The sequence below is a fragment of the Neisseria sp. P0008.S002 genome (assembly GCF_051962805.1).
GTDB lineage: Bacteria > Pseudomonadota > Gammaproteobacteria > Burkholderiales > Neisseriaceae > Neisseria > Neisseria perflava.
This window is the reverse complement of sequence record NZ_JBQCUY010000008.1, coordinates 85,179-101,744: the sequence shown is the minus strand read 5'-3', so window position 1 is coordinate 101,744 and position 16,566 is coordinate 85,179. Positions and strand designations below refer to the sequence as shown.

The following is a 16,566-nucleotide window of genomic DNA, read 5'->3' as shown; positions in this document are numbered from 1 at the left end:
AAATGCTTAAATTATTTACTTTACCCGGTGAAGGTAAAATTCGCAGTTCATCACCTTTCGCTTGGAAAACTGAAGCGATGCTGCGTTTATCCGGCTTAGATTTCGAAAAAGAATATGTTGCCGATCTCAGCAAAATGCCTAAAGGCAAAGTTCCGGTATTGCAGGATGGCGAGAAGTTGATCCCTGATAGCTCTCTCATTCAGCGTTATCTAACCGAAACCTACGGCATTGATTTAGATAAACATTTAACGCCTGAACAAAAAGCGATTGCTGAAGCCTTTCGCCGTATGACAGAAGAACATTTATATTGGATGGTCGTATATAACCGTTTCGTCGATCCTCTCAGCAAACCATTTATGATGAAGGCAATGTTTGATGGCATGCCGACCGAACAAGCCGAAGCGATTTTTGCTGTGTTACAGGAAAACGCGAAAAAAGAAATGTACGGACATGGTATCGGAAGACACACACAATCTGATATTTACGCCTTCGGAAAAGGAGATTTAGACGCCATTAGCAACTACTTAGGCACAAAACGCTACTTTTTCGGCGAAGAATTAACCTCCGTTGATGTGGCCATCGTGCCTGTTGTTGCAAACCTGATTCTTACCCCCATCGACACTGAAATTGCGCTATATGCAAGAACCAAAGCAAATTTAGTCGCCTATATTGAACGTTTCGATCAGGCAGTATTTGGAGAATAAAGTAAAAAATCAAAGGCCGTCTGAAATGTTTCAGACGGCCTTTTATTTATATCTCCCAGTCTTTTCTCAGCAAATCCTTTATTATTTGATCGGCTACTAATCAATTACCTACTCCAACTTTAACAATGGAAAGTGGACAATCTATTCAATCCGGTTATGCCGCACCAACGCTATACGTTTCGCCCTTGCTGTCCGCTTGGCCGACAATGGCAGCAACGGCAGCGGCCAAGCCGTTGCGCGTCATGTATTTTTGCGGAATTTCTTGGGCATTTTGTGTCAAGGTATAGGCATTATCTTCGCCATCGGCAAGGCCGCAGGGGCGCAGGATGGTCCAAATCAAACCGCTTTGTTTGAGATAGATTTCGGCTTCTGTTTTGGCACGGACGGCTTCACCTAGTGCCTGTTTGAACGGCTCGCTCATCATGTCCCATTGTTCACCGCAGCCCATGCTGGTAATCAGTACAAAGCGGGCTTGCGGATTGGCGGCTTTCGTGGCGGCAATAATGTTGATATTGCCCAGCGCATCGCTGCGGATACCCTCTTCGTTTTTGCCGCCGACAAAACTGATCACGGTATCAGGATGGTATTGTGCCAACGCTTTATCGAGCGCGTCGGCATCAAGCGCATCGGCGACAACGGTTTGAATATTGTGTTCGACAAAAAAACTGTCTTCAGACGGCTTTCTTAATACGGCGACGGTATCGGCTGAGTCAGTCAATGTGCGGATATAGGCGCGGCCGGACGGGCCGTTGGCTCCGAAGATGAGTTGCATGTTTGGGGCTCCTTTGTATGGTAGATGTTTATTGTTAGAAAATCCGCTCCTCTACGCGGCAAGGAACGGATTTTCAGGCCGTCTGAAACCGTTTAAGCGGCATCAAACAATTTGCGCATGGCTTCGATTTGATGTTGTTTCAACTCGCCTGCTTCGTCGCGACCGACAAAAATTTTAAACATGGCGCCACCGTTGCGGTTGATAAAGTTGAGCGAGCAAGTGGCTTTACCCATGAACGGGCGTTCCAAAAGGTAGATGGAAGCGCAGTTTTCATAGTAGATGTGGCCGTGTACGCCGCCATCAGTTTCGGGATGGTCAAAGTTGTAGAAACCGCGGCCGACTTTGCCGTTAGGCAGTTTGCCGCTGACTTCGACGATGGCATCGGGGGTGTGGGCGATGAAGGTAACGGATTCATCCCATGCGGCGACGGCTTGGAGGATTTCGACGATGCGGCTGCCTTCGGTTTGGCGGATGCAGTTTTCAGGCAGGCAGCGGATGACGTCTTCAAAGCTGCATTGGTTTTGCGCGGCGAGCATTTCGAGCACTTGGCCGGGATTTTTTTCCAATGATTGGCGCAACATGATTTGTTGTTCGGATGAAAGTTTTTGCATGGTTTGATCCTTTTCTTGAGTCGGAAGAGTGAGCATGAGTTTGCGGATAAGGGTGGGCGACCAATAACGGCCGCTGGTATTCAAACGGATCAGGCCGTCTGAATCGGGTTCTTTAAAAAGCTGCATTTCCTGCCATTGGGCAATCAGCTTTTGCGCTGCTTTATTGCCGTCAAACAATAATGGATTCAGACGGCCTGTTTCAATATCGTGCTGGACTTTGCTGAGCAGTGCTTTATTTGGACTATGGCCGCTCATAAATGCGATGTTTTTCTCGCCTTTCGGCGTGGCGAGATAACTCTCCAAATCACCCTGCACCTGATAGCTGAAACCGCCGAAGTTACCGCCAGCGCCGGAGCCGAACGCCAAACAGGGAATGTCGGATTTGATCAGGGTATTGTAGCGGTTGCGCTCGCCGCGGCCAGGATAGGCGAAGTGGCTGTTGCTGACTTGTTCCCAGCCTTTTTCCAGCAGTGTTTCAACCGTGTAGGCATATTGGTCTGCCTGGATATCGAAACCCGGCGGTGTCGGAAATGCGCCTTTTTCAATCATGCGGTTGATGGGCAGCATGGGATAAAGGTTGAACGCGTACGTATCCAAACCGGACAGGGGCAGCTCGGCGGCGCGAGCGATATCGTTTTGCCAAACGTCATCGGTTTGATTGGGCAGGCCAAACATCAAATCGGCCACAATCACGGCATCGAGTTCGCACAATTTTGCCAAATATTCAAACGCCTCGTCGCCGCTGTGTTTGCGGCCGAGACGGCGGCGGATGGCGGTATTGAAAGTTTGTACGCCGATGGAGATTCGGTTGGCGCCTGCTTCGATGCAGGCCTGTGCTTTTTCCAAATCGAAATGGCTCATGCGCCCTTCGATGGTGAATTCGCAATCTTCGGCAAGCGGCAGATATTGGTAACAGGCACGAATCAGGCGGACGAGGTCTTCCGTAAGCAACGCGGTCGGCGTACCGCCCCCGAAATAAACGGCTCGGATTTTGCCCTCGCCTGTACGGACTTCGGCTTCAGTGGCCATTTCTTCGATAATTTTGTCGGTGTACACGCTGCTTTGGCTGTCCTTCCACGCATTACGGTAGAAGCCGCAAAAAACGCAATGGTTGGCGCAAAATGGAATATGCAGATAAGCAAGCGCGTCCACATCGGTGGCATGGGGAAGCTTTTTCTTCCAAATGTTCTGCCATTGGGGACGCGGCATTGGAACGCCGCCCCAAACCGGCATCAATGCCTGACGTTCGGGAAATGCCTTGGGCGCGGATTGTTTCGGAGTCCAAACAAGCTGCTGTACCATGATAATGATTAATAAAAATTATTAATAAGATTGATATATTAAATAACCATCATCGTTTTCTTGTCAATAATTTTGAGTAATTAAAAATCAGTATTATTTTAAAATATTGTATTCTATAAATAATTAAATGTATTTCTATTTGATGGAAATCGGCATTTTACTTGTGAAATGTGTAAAATTTGGTTCTTCAAGTCAGGAACATCCTCCCATCTCGTTTGATTTTTGAACGATAAAATAAATTTTCTTTATCGTTTTTTAGACGGCCTGTTGGCGCTCAGCTTCTGAAATAAAACCCTGCTTCATCTTCGCAACGGCGTATCTGCCAACCGTAAACCGATTCAAGCAAGTCGGGGCGCATCACTTCGCCCACCTTGCCTGATGCAATGACTTTTCCCTTATTCATCAAGATAATATGTTCCGCATAACGCGCGGCGAGGTTTAAATCGTGCAATACCATTATTGATGAGGCACGGCTTGAATGCCCGACCAAATACTGCATCAGGCGGTGTTGGTGGCGGATATCGAGATGGTTGCACGGTTCGTCCAAAAGCAAGACCGGCGCATTTTGCAACAGGGCGCGGATGATGTTGGCGCGTTGCTGTTCGCCGCCTGAGAGCTTGCCGATACGCTTATCCGCCAATGCTGTCAAATCAAAATAATCGAGCAACTCGTCCGACCATTCATGGTTCAGACGGCCTTTTTGTACGAATGACGCCAACGCAATGTATTCGCGTACGGTCATCGGCATATTGTAACGGCCATGCTGCCCGACCCATGCCACCCTGCCCGCACGGATTTGCGGCGCAATGGCCTCACCGAAAAGAGTGATTTTCCCCTGCCCTGTTTGCCCGATTAAGGCACGCAGTAAAGTAGATTTACCCGCACCATTCGGGCCGATAATGACGGTCATGCCCGAAGGTATATCCAGTTGATCGATTTCAAGCAGGGTTTTGTCTTGGACGCGGACGGAAAGATTACGGATTTGAAATAAGGTATGCATGGCAAAAGATATGGTGCAATGAAGTTTCAGACGGCCTGTTTAGGCATCAACGGCTTTTCAAAGGCTTGATAAACAAATACATAAAAAATGGTCCGCCCAATAAGGCAATCACGATACCAACCGGCAGATCGACAGGGTATGTTAGCCAGCGCGCCGCGCCGTCCACCACCATCAAAAATACTGCGCCCAACCAAGCCGACAGCGTAATCAGTTTGCGGCGACTGCCGCCGACGGTTTGCGCCAGCACATTGGGGATCATCATGCCGAGAAAACCGATGATGCCCGAAAGCGATACCGCCGCCCCCGTCATCAATGCCGCGCCGATTACGGTTTGCACACGCAATGCCCCGACCGACACCCCCATACTGGCAGCCGTGTCTTCGCCCGTCATCAAAACGTCCAGCCGCCTGCCTGCCGACAGCAAAATCAGAAAACCGGGCAACATGACCGCGATTGCCGCGACAGGCGATGAGAAACCGGCTTCGGCAAGGCTGCCCGACAGCCATGTGGTCGCGCTGCGCAATACCAAATCGTCAGATAAAAACAAAATCATACTGACCACCGCGCCCGAAAACGCGCTCAACACAAACCCCAACACCAGCAATCCCAAAGTACCGCCGCCGAGCAGTTTATGCACCGCCAAAATCAGCAGGCACACACCCAATGCACCGAGAAAAGCTGCGCCCGGCACACCCATCTCGCCACCGCCCAAAGCCAATAACACAATTACGCCCAAGGCCGCCCCACCCGACGTCCCGATTAAACTCGGATCGGCCAGCGGGTTCTCAAATAAAGCCTGTAATGCCGCCCCCGAAGCGGACAAACCGGCTCCAACCAAAAGCGCGGTATAGATGCGTGGTAAACGAATTTGGCGGACGGTTTCATCCATCGCCAACGGCGACTCCCACGCGCCAAAGCCGATGCCGCAGCACAAATAAACGGCGGCGGCAGTAAGCAGCAGGCAGAGGGTAAGGATATGCGGTTTCATGACATCATGCGGTTTAAGCGGATTGAGGGACGGTTTCAGACGGCATTTTTAAGACAACCGTTTTGCTTCCTACTCAACAAGAAGGAACAAATCGAGGCCGTCTGAAAACAAAAATCGGGCAGAGTTTTCAAAACAGGTGCGTTTATTTCGCCAAACCATGCAAACGCTGAATCACTTGTGGCGTATCCAGACCATAACGGAACATATCGTTGGCCTTCCACAAATAAATCTTGCCGTTTTTCGCGGCAGGCGAGCCGGCGATTTCGGGGCGTGCGGCAAAGGTTTTGACGTTGCCTATCATAGCGGTGTTGTGGTCGGCAATAATGATGATATCGGGTTTGGCCGCAATCCATGCCTCACGCGTCATCGGTTTGAGACCGTCAATGGCGGCTGCGGCATTGATACCGCCGGCGCGGCGGATGATTTCGTCGGCGGCAGTGTTTTTGCCCGATACGATGCGCCCGTCGTAGCTGAAGAGGTAGCGTTTGCCGCTGGAAGGCTGTTGTTTCATATCCGCCTGCCACTTACCGGCCAACTTATCCGCCTGCGCGCTTTTACCGATAAGCTGACCGATGTTGCGGATACTTTGCGGATAGGCGGCGATGCTGTCATCGGGCGCAACATTGACGGCTTTAATGCCTGCTTTTTGCAGGTGGGTAAAAATATCGGCAGGCTGCGCCATCCATGAACCGATGGCGATGTCGGGTTTGGCGGCCACAATCGGTTCAACCGTCAGGCGGCGATGAATGCCGATACTGGGCTTGTTTTTCAATGCCGGATTTTGAACGGTCTGATCGCGGCCGACGATTTCGTCCAATGCGCCGAGCGCGGCAACGATGTCTGCCGTATCGGGGGTCAACACGACGATGCGTTGCGCGTGTGCAGTGCCGGTCAACGAAATAAGTGCGGAAAGCAGAAGGAGTTTGAGTTTCATTTATTTTCCTTGTCGAATGCTTTCAGACGGCCTGCTCGCTTTCTCAGGCCGTCTGAAAACGGTTAAATCACATTAGAACTTCAGTTGTACGGTTGCGGCGAAATTGCGGCCGGTTTCGGTGTACAAATCCATCACGCTTGAGCGGCTCATGCCGGCGACGTCTGCGTGTTGCCAGTATTTTTTGTTGCCGATATTGTAAATGTTCGCGCCGATTTCGACGTTTTTAGACGGCTTGTACCACGCTCCGACATCCCATACGCCGTAGCCCGGCGCTTGGAAAATGCTGTCGCTGCTGACGCGGCTGTGTTTTTTCGACCAGCGCAGTTTGGTATCGCCCCCCCATTTTTCTTGCGCGTAGTCCACGCCCAAAACGCCGTTGAGCGGGTAGGCGGAATCCAGCGGCGTGCCGTCTTGCTGCTTGCCACGCATCCAAGCGATGCTGCCGGAGACTTGCCAGCCCGGCAGGAATTTGTAGGCGGCAGAGGCTTCGGCACCGTAGGTTTTGACGTGATCAAGGTTTTGATATTGGTACTGGATAATCGGGCGACCGCCTATGGAGGCAGTGCCGACTTCGGTGCGGTCGATGAAGTTTCGATAACGGTTGTAGAACGCGGTAACTTGCGCACGGGTGCGTTCGTTTTTGAACTTCATCCCCAATTCAAAGCTGTTGGAGCGTTCGGATTTGAGGTTGGCATTGGGAATGACGGCATAGCCGTAGGTCGTATTGGCAAACGCCATGGTCGCACTGTCAAACGGCGGCGTACGGAAGCCTTGGGAATAAGTGGCAAAACTGGTGAACTGCTCACCCATCGGTACACTCAGGCGCAGGCTGGGTGTAAACGCGGAATCGCTAAAGCGCGTCGCCGTTCCGCTGGGGTTGGCGTTGAGATAGGCTTGATCGGTCGAAGTGTTCAGCTTGTCTTTTTCGTAACGCAAGGCCGGTGTCAGGACGATGCCGTTGCCGAAAGTCAGGCTGTCTTGTGCGTAAACGCTGAACGTTTTGCGCTTGCTGTCGGGGAAAGTTTTATTCGGATAGGTGCTGCCTGCATAAACTTTGCTGACGGCACCGGTCAGATTGTCCACTGTCAGGCTGTCGCGCGGACGGGCGGTCTCGGTGTGTTTGTATTCGGCGCCGGCAACGACGGTTTGTTTGACCGCGCCGTCAAATTCCCATACGCTGCGTCCGTTCAGCCCGCGTATGGTCTGATTGAAACCGTAGTCGGAATAACGGGTCGAGTTACCTAATTGGCGCGTGCCCATACGCGTAATGCTCGCATCGACGGCATCGTCTTCCGTACGCAGTTTTTGCTGATAGGCAGTCAGGTTGGCTTCTTTCAGACGGCCTTCGCCAGTGTAGCGGTAGCCTGCTTCGATACGTTGACGGCGGATACGGTCGCGGGCGTTGCTCTCAGATGTTGCGATGGTTACCGGCCCGCGCGATTGCGAACCCAAGCCGTTTGCCAATACGGTATCGTTGGCGTGGTAATACTGTTCGTACAAAGTTTCCAAGCGGTGGCGTTCGTTGCCGATATTGCCTTTCGCCAAGATATTATAGGCATTGTTTTTCTGAGGGTTGGTGGCAGTACGCGCAGTCGAGTAGCTGGTATCGCTGCCCATGTTTTCGGTTTCATGACCTTGACGGCGCGTCAGCATCAGCAGACCTTCGGCGTTTTCATGGAAACCTGCCACAGTCGCCGTCACGCCATGGCTGCGGTCACGGCCGCGGTAGCTGTGTTTTAAACCGAAATACCCGCGTTTGCCCGCATCGACAAAATCGCTCGGTGAGAGCGTCACCATGTTCACCACGCCGCCAAGCGCATCACTACCGTACAGCGCGGAATAAGGGCCTTTGACAATATCGACCTGCTTGAGCGTGTCGCTTTCGACCATATCGCGTCCCGAAATCGCGCCGTTGGAACCGCCGCCTGCATAAGATTCGGGAATGCGTACGCCGTCCACCATCATCAGAATGCGGTTGCCGTCTATGCCTCGGATATTGATACCCGCATGACCGCGGCGATTGTTGTCTGACGGCACGCTGACGCCGAATTCATACATCACGATATCGTCTAAATTCTGTGCCGAGGCTTGATTCAAGGTTTTGCGTCCGATAACCGACACATTCGGCGCCGCTTTATCCAAGGTTTGCGCATTACGGTCGGCCGTAACCACCACAGGCTCTATTTCTGCCTGAGCCACCGGCATCTGAGCCGCATATAACTGTCCGGAAAAAACCGCCCCTATTACACAGGCAATCGCTTTCTTTTTCATTACACAACCTTATTATTTGAATAAAAATGGTTTGCATTTATAAAATAAATAGGCGATTTTTGCAAGTTTAGAAACCACAAGATAGCACTAAAACCACTTCAAAAACGCAAAATATAGTATGACGTAGCTGGATAAATAATGGGGCTGACGTAGATTAGCCCTAAATTCCACACCAATCCCGCAGAATTTTAAGCTGTTGAGACGGTGTGCCGAAGTTAAACTGAAATTCGCATTCTTTCAAGAACAGCGGGAAGGATTTGCGATCAATTCCGTTGTATTTACGCAAGACGCGTTTTGCCTGATTCCAAAAATTCTCAATGTCGTTAATGTGGTTCTGACGGTCTGCAAATTCCTTGGAATGGTTGATACGGTAATGGATAAAACCGCTTACGTCCAGCTTGTCATAGCTGCTCAGGCTATCCGTGTAAACAATGCTGTCCGGCATGATTTTCTGTTTGATAACAGGCATCAAAGTATCAGATTTGGCATTATCTACGACAACGGTATAGACCCGTCCGTTGCGTTTCAGGATGCCAAAGACAACTACTTTTCCTGCTGCGCCGCGACCACGTCTGCCTTTACGCCTTCCGCCGAAATAACTTTCGTCCAGCTCAACAGAGCTCTCAAAAACCTCATCGGCAACCAAGGCCAGATAATGGCTGATAACCATACGAATTTTGCGGTAGAACAGAATAGCGGAGTTGGGCTGAATGCCCAAAATATCGGCAGCGGAACGGGCGGTAACTTGGAGTACAAAAAATTCAAGTAGTTTCTTTTGAACTCTCTTGCTTAATTTACAATTGGTTATCTGCATTTTCGTAGCCTAGCATAACCGCTAATCTACGTCAGCCCCTAGATTTTTACCATAGGTATATTTCTTTTCATCTGATTTAGATAACCGATAACATCATGAAGCCTGCTTTTTACCTCCCAATATTGTTTTTACTTTCAGCGTGCCGTCCTGAAGCTGAGACAGCCGACATGGCTGCACCAACGGCGCGTAAGCCTTCTTAATTACGAGTCTGAAAAGCGTCAAACTGTAGCCACCCCAGTTAAAACACAAATTCCTGCATTATCTGCAATCAAAAACCAAGCTGATTTTGACTTACTGTCGCGTATTTATGAGCAAGGTAGTGAATATGAAATTCCTCATATCCTTTTCCTCATCGATCGTGAAAATAATAACCGTACAGACTACATCAATACTCCCAAATTTCGGCTGCATGAGCACTATCTGGCTACCATCTTGAAACCCATGCTGTCAAAAACTGAATTGAATCAACAATACCGTAGTCCTAACCGGCGTTATCTGTTGGGTACTATCAGTTGGCAGAATAGTACTCAAGAATATGTTTATGAGTTTTGGGAAGGAGACAAAATCACACCTGAATTGTTGAAATTGGCGGCAGGCCGTCTGAAAGACAGTTTCTACGCTCCGTTGCGTTATAAAACCAATTCTTTATGGCAGGAAACCGTTGCCGAGCAAAGCAAAGTTCCTTTTATTACCCAAGAAAGTTTGATTAAAAATTTCCCCTACCTGCCTCTAAACCAAGGTAAAGCGATAGGTACATTACGCGTTATTGTCAAAGAAGATGATCTTCATAATGTTGGCGCCGACGATATTATTATTTTGAAAGAGGTTCCCCTAGAGCTGCCACCTGTGGCAGGGATTATCAGCGAGAAACCATCTACTGCACTATCGCATGTGAATGTATTGGCACGCGGCTGGGGGATTCCCAATATTTACCTTAAAGACGCAGAAAAAATCCTAGCCCCATATATTGGCCGTCGTATCGAATTTGAAGCGACTGCTAAGCAATACCGAATTGTCCAAACCAACCGGAACACTACCAGTAAAAGCTTTTCAGACGGCCTTACCCTGCCCCAACCTGATGTTTCCGATTATGGCCTTAGGGCTTTGTCAAACCTGCGCCGTGATGACAGCCGTTACTGCGGCAGTAAGGCTGCCAACCTCGGTCATATCCGCGCCCATATTAAAGGTAGTAATGTACCTGACGGATTCTGCATTCCGTTTGCCTATTATCAAGCCATGATGGATAGGCTGGGTATTAATGCAACAACACTGGCCCAAATCGAAACACAAAGTGATGGAGACAACCGCAAGCGCCGTACTGCTTTACTCACGCTGCAGAAAAAAATTACCGATGCCGAAATCCCGTCGGAATGGAAACATAAATGGGCTGAGCAATGGCGCAATCAATTAAACAGCAAAGGCGTGTTTGTCCGCAGCTCCTCTAATTCCGAAGACCTACCCAATTTCAGCGGCGCAGGGCTGTACACCACCGTGCCAAATGTTACCGATGAAAACGCGTTGGCCGAAGCAGTGAAGCAATCTTGGGCTTCTGTTTTCAATTACAGTGCATACGAAGCCCGCCGTATTGCCGGATTGCCTCACGATAGCGTGAAAATGAGTGTCTTTGTGCAACAAAGCATCAATGCAGATCTCTCCGGCGTGTTGGTTACCATCAATCCTTATGATATTGCTCAGAAAAATAGCGCCTACATTGCCGCCAAACGCGGGTTGGGTATTCGTGTCGTTGAAGGCAAACGGGTAGCCGAACAGGTGGTCTATAACCGTCGCAATGATTCTGTACAACGTCTCAGCTCCTCTAATGAAACCACAGCGTTGCAACTGGATAAAAATGGTGGAGTACGGGAGGTGCCTGTAACCAGTGGCAATGTGATGAATCAAGAACAAATCCGTCGCCTTGACCAAACCGGCCAACAAATCAAACAGCTATTTGCCAATGGCGAGCAGGATATCGAATGGGCGTTTGACAATGGTAAGCTTGTTATCCTCCAAGCACGACCGTATCTAAACGGTACACGTTAAAGTAAAAGGCCGTTTGAAATTATCGTTTCAGACGGCCTTTGCATCATAAGTTAGTTATACCCTATACTTCCAGATCTCCAAGGAACTATGATGTCAAAACAACTCACTTTTTATTTTATTCGCCATGGCCGTACCCAATGGAACGAACAAGAGCTTTTGCAGGGATCAGGCAATTCACCACTGACCGAACAAGGAATTACAGGAGCTCAGAAAACCGGGGCGGCGCTACAACAAGTAGAATTTACCGCTGCTTATTCCAGCATTTTACAACGTGCCATTGATACGGCTGGCCATATTATCGGTCAGCGTCCTATTCCTCTTTTTCAGCACTGTGGACTAAATGAGCAATCTTTTGGAAGTTGGGAAGGTATGCAGATCACTGACCTACGGAAGTTAACCGAATTTAAACAACTGACCAATGACCCGGCAGCTTATAAAGCATTAAGCAATGGTGGCGAAACCTTTGAACAATTAGCAGTACGTGCAATGGACGCCCTTTGCGATATCATTAAAGTACATCAATCGGGAGCCAATATTTTAGTGGTATCACATGGCCATACCTTGCGGCTTTTATTATCCTTACTAGGCGGAGCGACTTGGGAAAACCATCGTGATGAGGGTAAATCCGTGTCATTGTTAAATACTTCGATCAGTATTGTGAAATACGATAGTGAAAGCGGTTTTCATATTGAGCAACTTAACGATGTGGCTCATTTACAATGATCACAACTATTCATCAATAATAAAAAAGGTGGGCATTTTTACCCACCTTTTTTGCCATTAGCCGAATACTTTTTCCAAGTATGCTTGATAGTCTACTAAATATTGTTCTACTTGTGGATTTTTAATCACATCGTTACATACGAATGTTGGCAGACGGGTCAAACCGATGAACTCATTGAGTTTGTGGAAGTGCATGTATAAAGCATCCACACCTTTACCTTCGAAGAAGTCGCCTTCGCGAGTAAAGGCTTCAATCGGGGCATTCCAAGTAAGCGAGAGCATGTGTTTTTTACCTTGCAACAAACCACCTGTGCCGTAGCCTTCAGTCGGATTGACACGATGGCGACCATCACTATGGTAAAGCTTGCCGTGTCCGGCGGTTAATACTTCGTCTATGTATTTTTTCACTGTCCAAGGTTCGTGCATCCACCAGCCCGGCATCTGCCAAATCACGGCATCCATCCATAAGAATTTTTCGATTTCTGCTTCAACATCATAGCCGGCATCAATCACGGTTTCTTGTATATTGTGTCCAAGTACGGTCAAAACTTCTTTCGCTTTTTTATGAAGCGTGTGGTTTAACTCACCATGCGAATGTCCGAAATTTTTACCACCGTCTAGTAATAAAATATTCATCTTTTGCTCCTACAACAAATAATTCTGAAAAATGAGAGCTTCAATTATGCCTTTTTACTGCATCTTTTAAAAGTACATTGGCTTGCACGCTTTTACAGACCATAAAGGGAAATTTATCATACCTATCATTAGCATTCATTATCTTCCTTCAACCAAATAAGCCTTTTCAATCAGCTCTCTAACCCAGCGATACGCAGGATCTTTATGTGTCCGTTCGTGCCAAATCAATGTTTTGGTAAAACCTTGAATTTCAAGGGGGGGCTCAAAGCGTTTGAGATTGGGCAAGTTGCTAATTAAACGTTCAGTCAGGACTACCAATAAATCGCTTTGTTCTAGTAATTCAGGCAAAACAATAAAGTTTTGTACCGATAGACTGACATTTCTTTGTAGCCCCATCGCTTTCAGGGCTTGGTCAATAACACCGCTGAAGTTACCGCCATGATAGGAAATCAAGGCTTGTTCTAACTGGCAAAATTGCTCAAGGGTAAGTTCTGTTTGTTGGGCTATTGGGTGATCGTGGCGAACGGCACAAATATAGCGTTCATCATACAGATTTTTTGCATGAATATCCGGTGCTTGGAAGTCTAGTGTAACCACCGCAAAGTCAATTTACTGCTGTTCAAGCTGATTTTGTACGATGCTTTCGTTAATCGCCAGCACCACCACTTTAATTTTCGGCGCTTGGATTTTAGAAAGCCTGCCTAACAACCGCGTGCGTGTATTAACCGAAGAAAGCCAAATCGGCAAACTCGCCAAAGGCTTGGCAGTAACTGTGCCAAATCCAATGGTAAACGGCCATCAAGCATGGTTAGACGGTTTAACAAAAGCCGCGAAAAAATAAAGCAGCCTGCACTTTGAAAAACAAGGTACAGGCTGCTTTAGGATAATGAGCCGTTTATCAATCCAGTTTCAGGATTTCTCCGTCTTCCGGAACGTTCACACGGCTTTCAATGCCTTGACCGCGTATAAATTTACGCATATCGGTGCGGCTGACGGCGGTATGATTCACGGTATCCATGTGTACGGTGATGATTTTGGCTTTAGGCATGACTTGGCTGGCTTTTAATACATCAGCCGTCCCCATAATAATGCCGTCTGAAATGCCTGAAATCAGCGCGTAGCCCGTGTTCATAATCAGATAATCGGGTTTGTAGCGGTTCAATGCTTTGTTTACATCTGCCGTCCACACAGTATCACCCATAATATAAGCGGTTTTGTGTCCGCTGCTTTGAAATACCACACCCATTGCATCGCCTAAGATTTCGGCTAGCTGAGGGTTGGCATACATGGCTTCTGTACCATGTACGCCGCCGGTTTTGCTGATGGTTACACCGTTGAATACAGTGCTGCCGTTCAACACGCGTACATCAGTAAAGCCTTGGCTGCGGATTTTTGCCGCGTCGGCTTGGTGCTGCACATATACGGGCAGGTTTTTCGGAATGGAACGTGCGGCGGTTTCGTCCCAATGGTCTTCGTGAGTATGGGTAACGACAACTGCATCCACACCGTCCAAAATTTTATTCACGCTCATCGGAAGCCCGACCAGCGGCATTTTGGCTTGGTTATTGAACGTACCGGCAAAGCCGTTCATGGAATGCTTGGGGGCGAAAAATGGGTCAATCAAAAACGTCTGCCCCGCATATTCGACTTTGGCGGTAGCGTTACGGATATGTTGGTATGAATCGTCTGCCCAAGCGGAAAAGGCTGTCGCGCCCAAAACAGTGGCAAGAATAAATTGCTTGAATTTCATGATGTTGCTCCTTAAAAAATCATGTAGCGTATTTTAAACAGCAGGTGTATCGGCTAAAATAGGCAATATTGCCAACAAACGCAAGGATAGTGCCAAAATGTCGTCTGAAAACGAGCGTAACGAGTTTCGCCAAAATCAAACTGTCCCAAAAATCGTGCTATATGCTCAATCGGGCATGAATGATTTTGTCTTCAACATTCCCTTTTCTGTTTTTCAGACGACCTATCGGGACAATCCGCTCTTTGACCTGAAAATCTGTTCCGATGATAGCAAAGACGTTATCACGGCACTGGGTGCAAGCATTCCCGTACACGGCGGATTGGATTTGACGGAAGAAGCCGACATCATCGTCATCGCAGGCTGGCGCAATATTGAAGAAGCCCCGACACCCGAGTTAAGCGCACATTTACAGAAAGCAGTACAACGTGGCGCGCATATCACCGCACTATGTTACGGCACTTACGCCCTTGCCTACACAGGACTTTTAGACGGCAGAACCGCCGCCACCCACTGGCTTGCCGAAGACGACTTTGTCCGCCGTTTCCCTAAAATTCATCTGGATACCAACCGCCTATATGCGGAAGACGGCAACTTTTTAACATCGGCAGGTGCGGCGGGCGGGCTGGATTGCTGCCTTTACCTCATCCGTAAAATCCATGGTGCAACCGTTGCCAACGACCTTGCCCGTACCTTGGTTGCGGCACCACACCGCGAAGGCGGGCAGGCACAGTTTATCCACCGACCTGTCGAACGTCGTACAGCCGATGACAAAATCAATCACTTATTGGACGAACTGCGCCAAAACCTTGCCACCCCATACCGCTTGGACGATTTGGCAAAAAAATTAGCTGTTTCCCGCCGAACCTTTATCCGCCATTTTTCTCAAGCCACAGGTATGAATTTCGGTGAGTGGCTCACAACAGAGCGGCTATGGCAGGTGCAGGATTTATTGGAAAATACGGATTTGCCGATAGAACGCATCGCCGAACAAAGCGGCTTCGGCAGCGCGGCAAACCTACGTTTGCAGTTCAAAGCCAAATTTAAAATCAATCCAAATGCCTGGCGGAAAGTATTTGGCAGATAGCTCGCGTTAGTCAATCCAAGATACCTGAGTGCAGGCTACTTTTGAGGTCGTCTGAAAACCCAAAAAGCAGCCTGTACTTTTCAGACGGCCTTTTTCCTTTTTCAAAGAGTAGAGAGATTTCAAAGAGTTTTTATAAATCGTCTTCAAAATCCAAACGCTTGTTCTATCTTAATCATTAGAAGAAAATGTTAGCATTAGGGATACAATAGGAAGGATTTACAAATGAAGAAAGATATTTTTTATTGTGAGCAGTGGTCTTATGGTTATAAGGAACTTCATAAGCCTTTTTCTGAGAAACAAGCTGAGGAAAAACATATTAAAGGGAAGTTATATACTACCGTAATAGGTTCGGTGAAACAACCTGAATATGTAATTACTTTACGAGAGGAAGTAGGTTTTTTTCAGTAAATTTTTTCGATAAATTTGGAAGGGATTATTTAACCCATCAATTTCAAAAATATTCTAATTCGCAATATTATTTTCTTTCTATGGCTGTATGGAGAGATTATATAACTTTGGAATCTCATGACTTAGCAGAAGGATATACTTATTTCTTCAATGAAAATACGGATGACTGCTATATCTTGAAAGAAGATTTTATTAATAATGAGCGATATGAAAAAACAGAATTATATCCCCAAAAAGATAAGGTAATTCTATTTCCAAAGTTTGGCGAATATGATTTGGTGCTAAATCCGAACATTATTTAATTGAGTTTTAAAACCGTCTGATATATTCAAAGATTACAAGCTCAATCTCATCCTCGCCAATAGAGATAGCGGCTCTTATATGGATACAAGATGCCGTCTGAAAGTTGAGTTTCAGACGGCCTTTGTGTAATGTGAGCTTTCCTACCATTTTTCATTGCATCGATGAATCATACTCCCTCTACGATGTAAATTATGTAAACACCGTGTTGATGGTTTATCATAGCTAA

At 47.8% G+C, this 16,566-nt stretch carries 15 protein-coding genes and 1 pseudogene; 6 read left to right on the top strand and 10 right to left on the bottom strand.

From position 1 onward, the window contains the following. Positions 1–2 precede the first annotated feature (2 nt). Positions 3–704: a glutathione S-transferase family protein gene (locus ACTHSA_RS09590; RefSeq protein WP_004520545.1), complete on the top strand. Its 702-nt coding sequence runs from the start codon at positions 3–5 to the stop codon at positions 702–704. 154 nt (positions 705–858) lie between these two features. Here the strand turns inward: ACTHSA_RS09590 and ACTHSA_RS09585 are convergent, their stop codons facing one another. From ACTHSA_RS09585 to ACTHSA_RS09555, 7 genes are all read right to left on the bottom strand, one after another. After that, complete coding sequence (locus ACTHSA_RS09585) at positions 859–1,476, bottom strand: NAD(P)H-binding protein (RefSeq protein WP_070504912.1); 618 nt, start codon at positions 1,474–1,476, stop codon at positions 859–861. A 92-nt stretch (positions 1,477–1,568) separates the two neighbouring features. Further along, entirely contained in the window at positions 1,569–3,389 is a 1,821-nt protein-coding gene (gene hutW, locus ACTHSA_RS09580) for a heme anaerobic degradation radical SAM methyltransferase ChuW/HutW (protein WP_440378875.1), read from the bottom strand. 274 nt (positions 3,390–3,663) lie between these two features. Beyond that, on the bottom strand, positions 3,664–4,389 hold the full coding sequence (locus ACTHSA_RS09575; protein ID WP_004520548.1) for an ABC transporter ATP-binding protein: 726 nt from the start codon (positions 4,387–4,389) through the stop codon (positions 3,664–3,666). A gap of 46 nt (positions 4,390–4,435) precedes the next feature. Beyond that, positions 4,436–5,377, bottom strand: a complete 942-nt coding sequence (locus ACTHSA_RS09570) for a FecCD family ABC transporter permease (RefSeq protein WP_070625283.1) — start codon at positions 5,375–5,377, stop codon at positions 4,436–4,438. Positions 5,378–5,519: 142 nt separating this feature from the next. Continuing rightward, positions 5,520–6,311, bottom strand: coding sequence for a heme/hemin ABC transporter substrate-binding protein (locus tag ACTHSA_RS09565; RefSeq protein ID WP_004520550.1), 792 nt, complete (start codon positions 6,309–6,311; stop codon positions 5,520–5,522). Positions 6,312–6,383: 72 nt separating this feature from the next. After that, complete coding sequence (locus tag ACTHSA_RS09560; protein ID WP_004520551.1) at positions 6,384–8,582, bottom strand: TonB-dependent hemoglobin/transferrin/lactoferrin family receptor; 2,199 nt, start codon at positions 8,580–8,582, stop codon at positions 6,384–6,386. Positions 8,583–8,742: 160 nt separating this feature from the next. Further along, positions 8,743–9,396, bottom strand: coding sequence for an IS1595 family transposase (locus tag ACTHSA_RS09555; protein ID WP_004520552.1), 654 nt, complete (start codon positions 9,394–9,396; stop codon positions 8,743–8,745). Positions 9,397–9,837: 441 nt separating this feature from the next. On the opposite strand from ACTHSA_RS09555, the gene ACTHSA_RS09550 reads away from it, so the two are divergent. Both ACTHSA_RS09550 and ACTHSA_RS09545 read left to right on the top strand, forming a co-directional pair. Continuing rightward, positions 9,838–11,436 carry a PEP/pyruvate-binding domain-containing protein gene (locus ACTHSA_RS09550; protein ID WP_224783357.1) on the top strand — a complete coding sequence of 533 codons (1,599 nt, stop codon included), beginning with the start codon at positions 9,838–9,840 and terminating at the stop codon, positions 11,434–11,436. A gap of 90 nt (positions 11,437–11,526) precedes the next feature. Then, positions 11,527–12,159: a histidine phosphatase family protein gene (locus ACTHSA_RS09545; protein ID WP_039862396.1), complete on the top strand. Its 633-nt coding sequence runs from the start codon at positions 11,527–11,529 to the stop codon at positions 12,157–12,159. Positions 12,160–12,216: 57 nt separating this feature from the next. Here ACTHSA_RS09545 and ACTHSA_RS09540 read toward each other — a convergent pair whose 3' ends face one another. Both ACTHSA_RS09540 and ACTHSA_RS09535 read right to left on the bottom strand, forming a co-directional pair. Then, positions 12,217–12,795: an NAD(P)H-dependent oxidoreductase gene (locus ACTHSA_RS09540; protein ID WP_004520557.1), complete on the bottom strand. Its 579-nt coding sequence runs from the start codon at positions 12,793–12,795 to the stop codon at positions 12,217–12,219. A gap of 138 nt (positions 12,796–12,933) precedes the next feature. Continuing rightward, on the bottom strand, positions 12,934–13,392 hold the full coding sequence (locus ACTHSA_RS09535) for a LysR substrate-binding domain-containing protein (protein WP_004520558.1): 459 nt from the start codon (positions 13,390–13,392) through the stop codon (positions 12,934–12,936). Between the two features lie 40 nt (positions 13,393–13,432). On the opposite strand from ACTHSA_RS09535, the gene ACTHSA_RS09530 reads away from it, so the two are divergent. Continuing rightward, positions 13,433–13,636 (top strand): hypothetical protein, encoded by a 204-nt coding sequence (locus tag ACTHSA_RS09530; protein ID WP_004520559.1) that lies wholly within the window; start codon positions 13,433–13,435, stop codon positions 13,634–13,636. A 57-nt stretch (positions 13,637–13,693) separates the two neighbouring features. Here the strand turns inward: ACTHSA_RS09530 and ACTHSA_RS09525 are convergent, their stop codons facing one another. Then, on the bottom strand, positions 13,694–14,545 hold the full coding sequence (locus ACTHSA_RS09525; protein ID WP_004520560.1) for an MBL fold metallo-hydrolase: 852 nt from the start codon (positions 14,543–14,545) through the stop codon (positions 13,694–13,696). Positions 14,546–14,642: 97 nt separating this feature from the next. Between ACTHSA_RS09525 and ACTHSA_RS09520 the strand changes: the two genes are divergently transcribed. Then, positions 14,643–15,629 carry a GlxA family transcriptional regulator gene (locus ACTHSA_RS09520; RefSeq protein ID WP_004520561.1) on the top strand — a complete coding sequence of 329 codons (987 nt, stop codon included), beginning with the start codon at positions 14,643–14,645 and terminating at the stop codon, positions 15,627–15,629. A 222-nt stretch (positions 15,630–15,851) separates the two neighbouring features. Next, positions 15,852–16,339, top strand: a pseudogene (locus ACTHSA_RS09515) (hypothetical protein). Positions 16,340–16,566 lie beyond the last annotated feature (227 nt).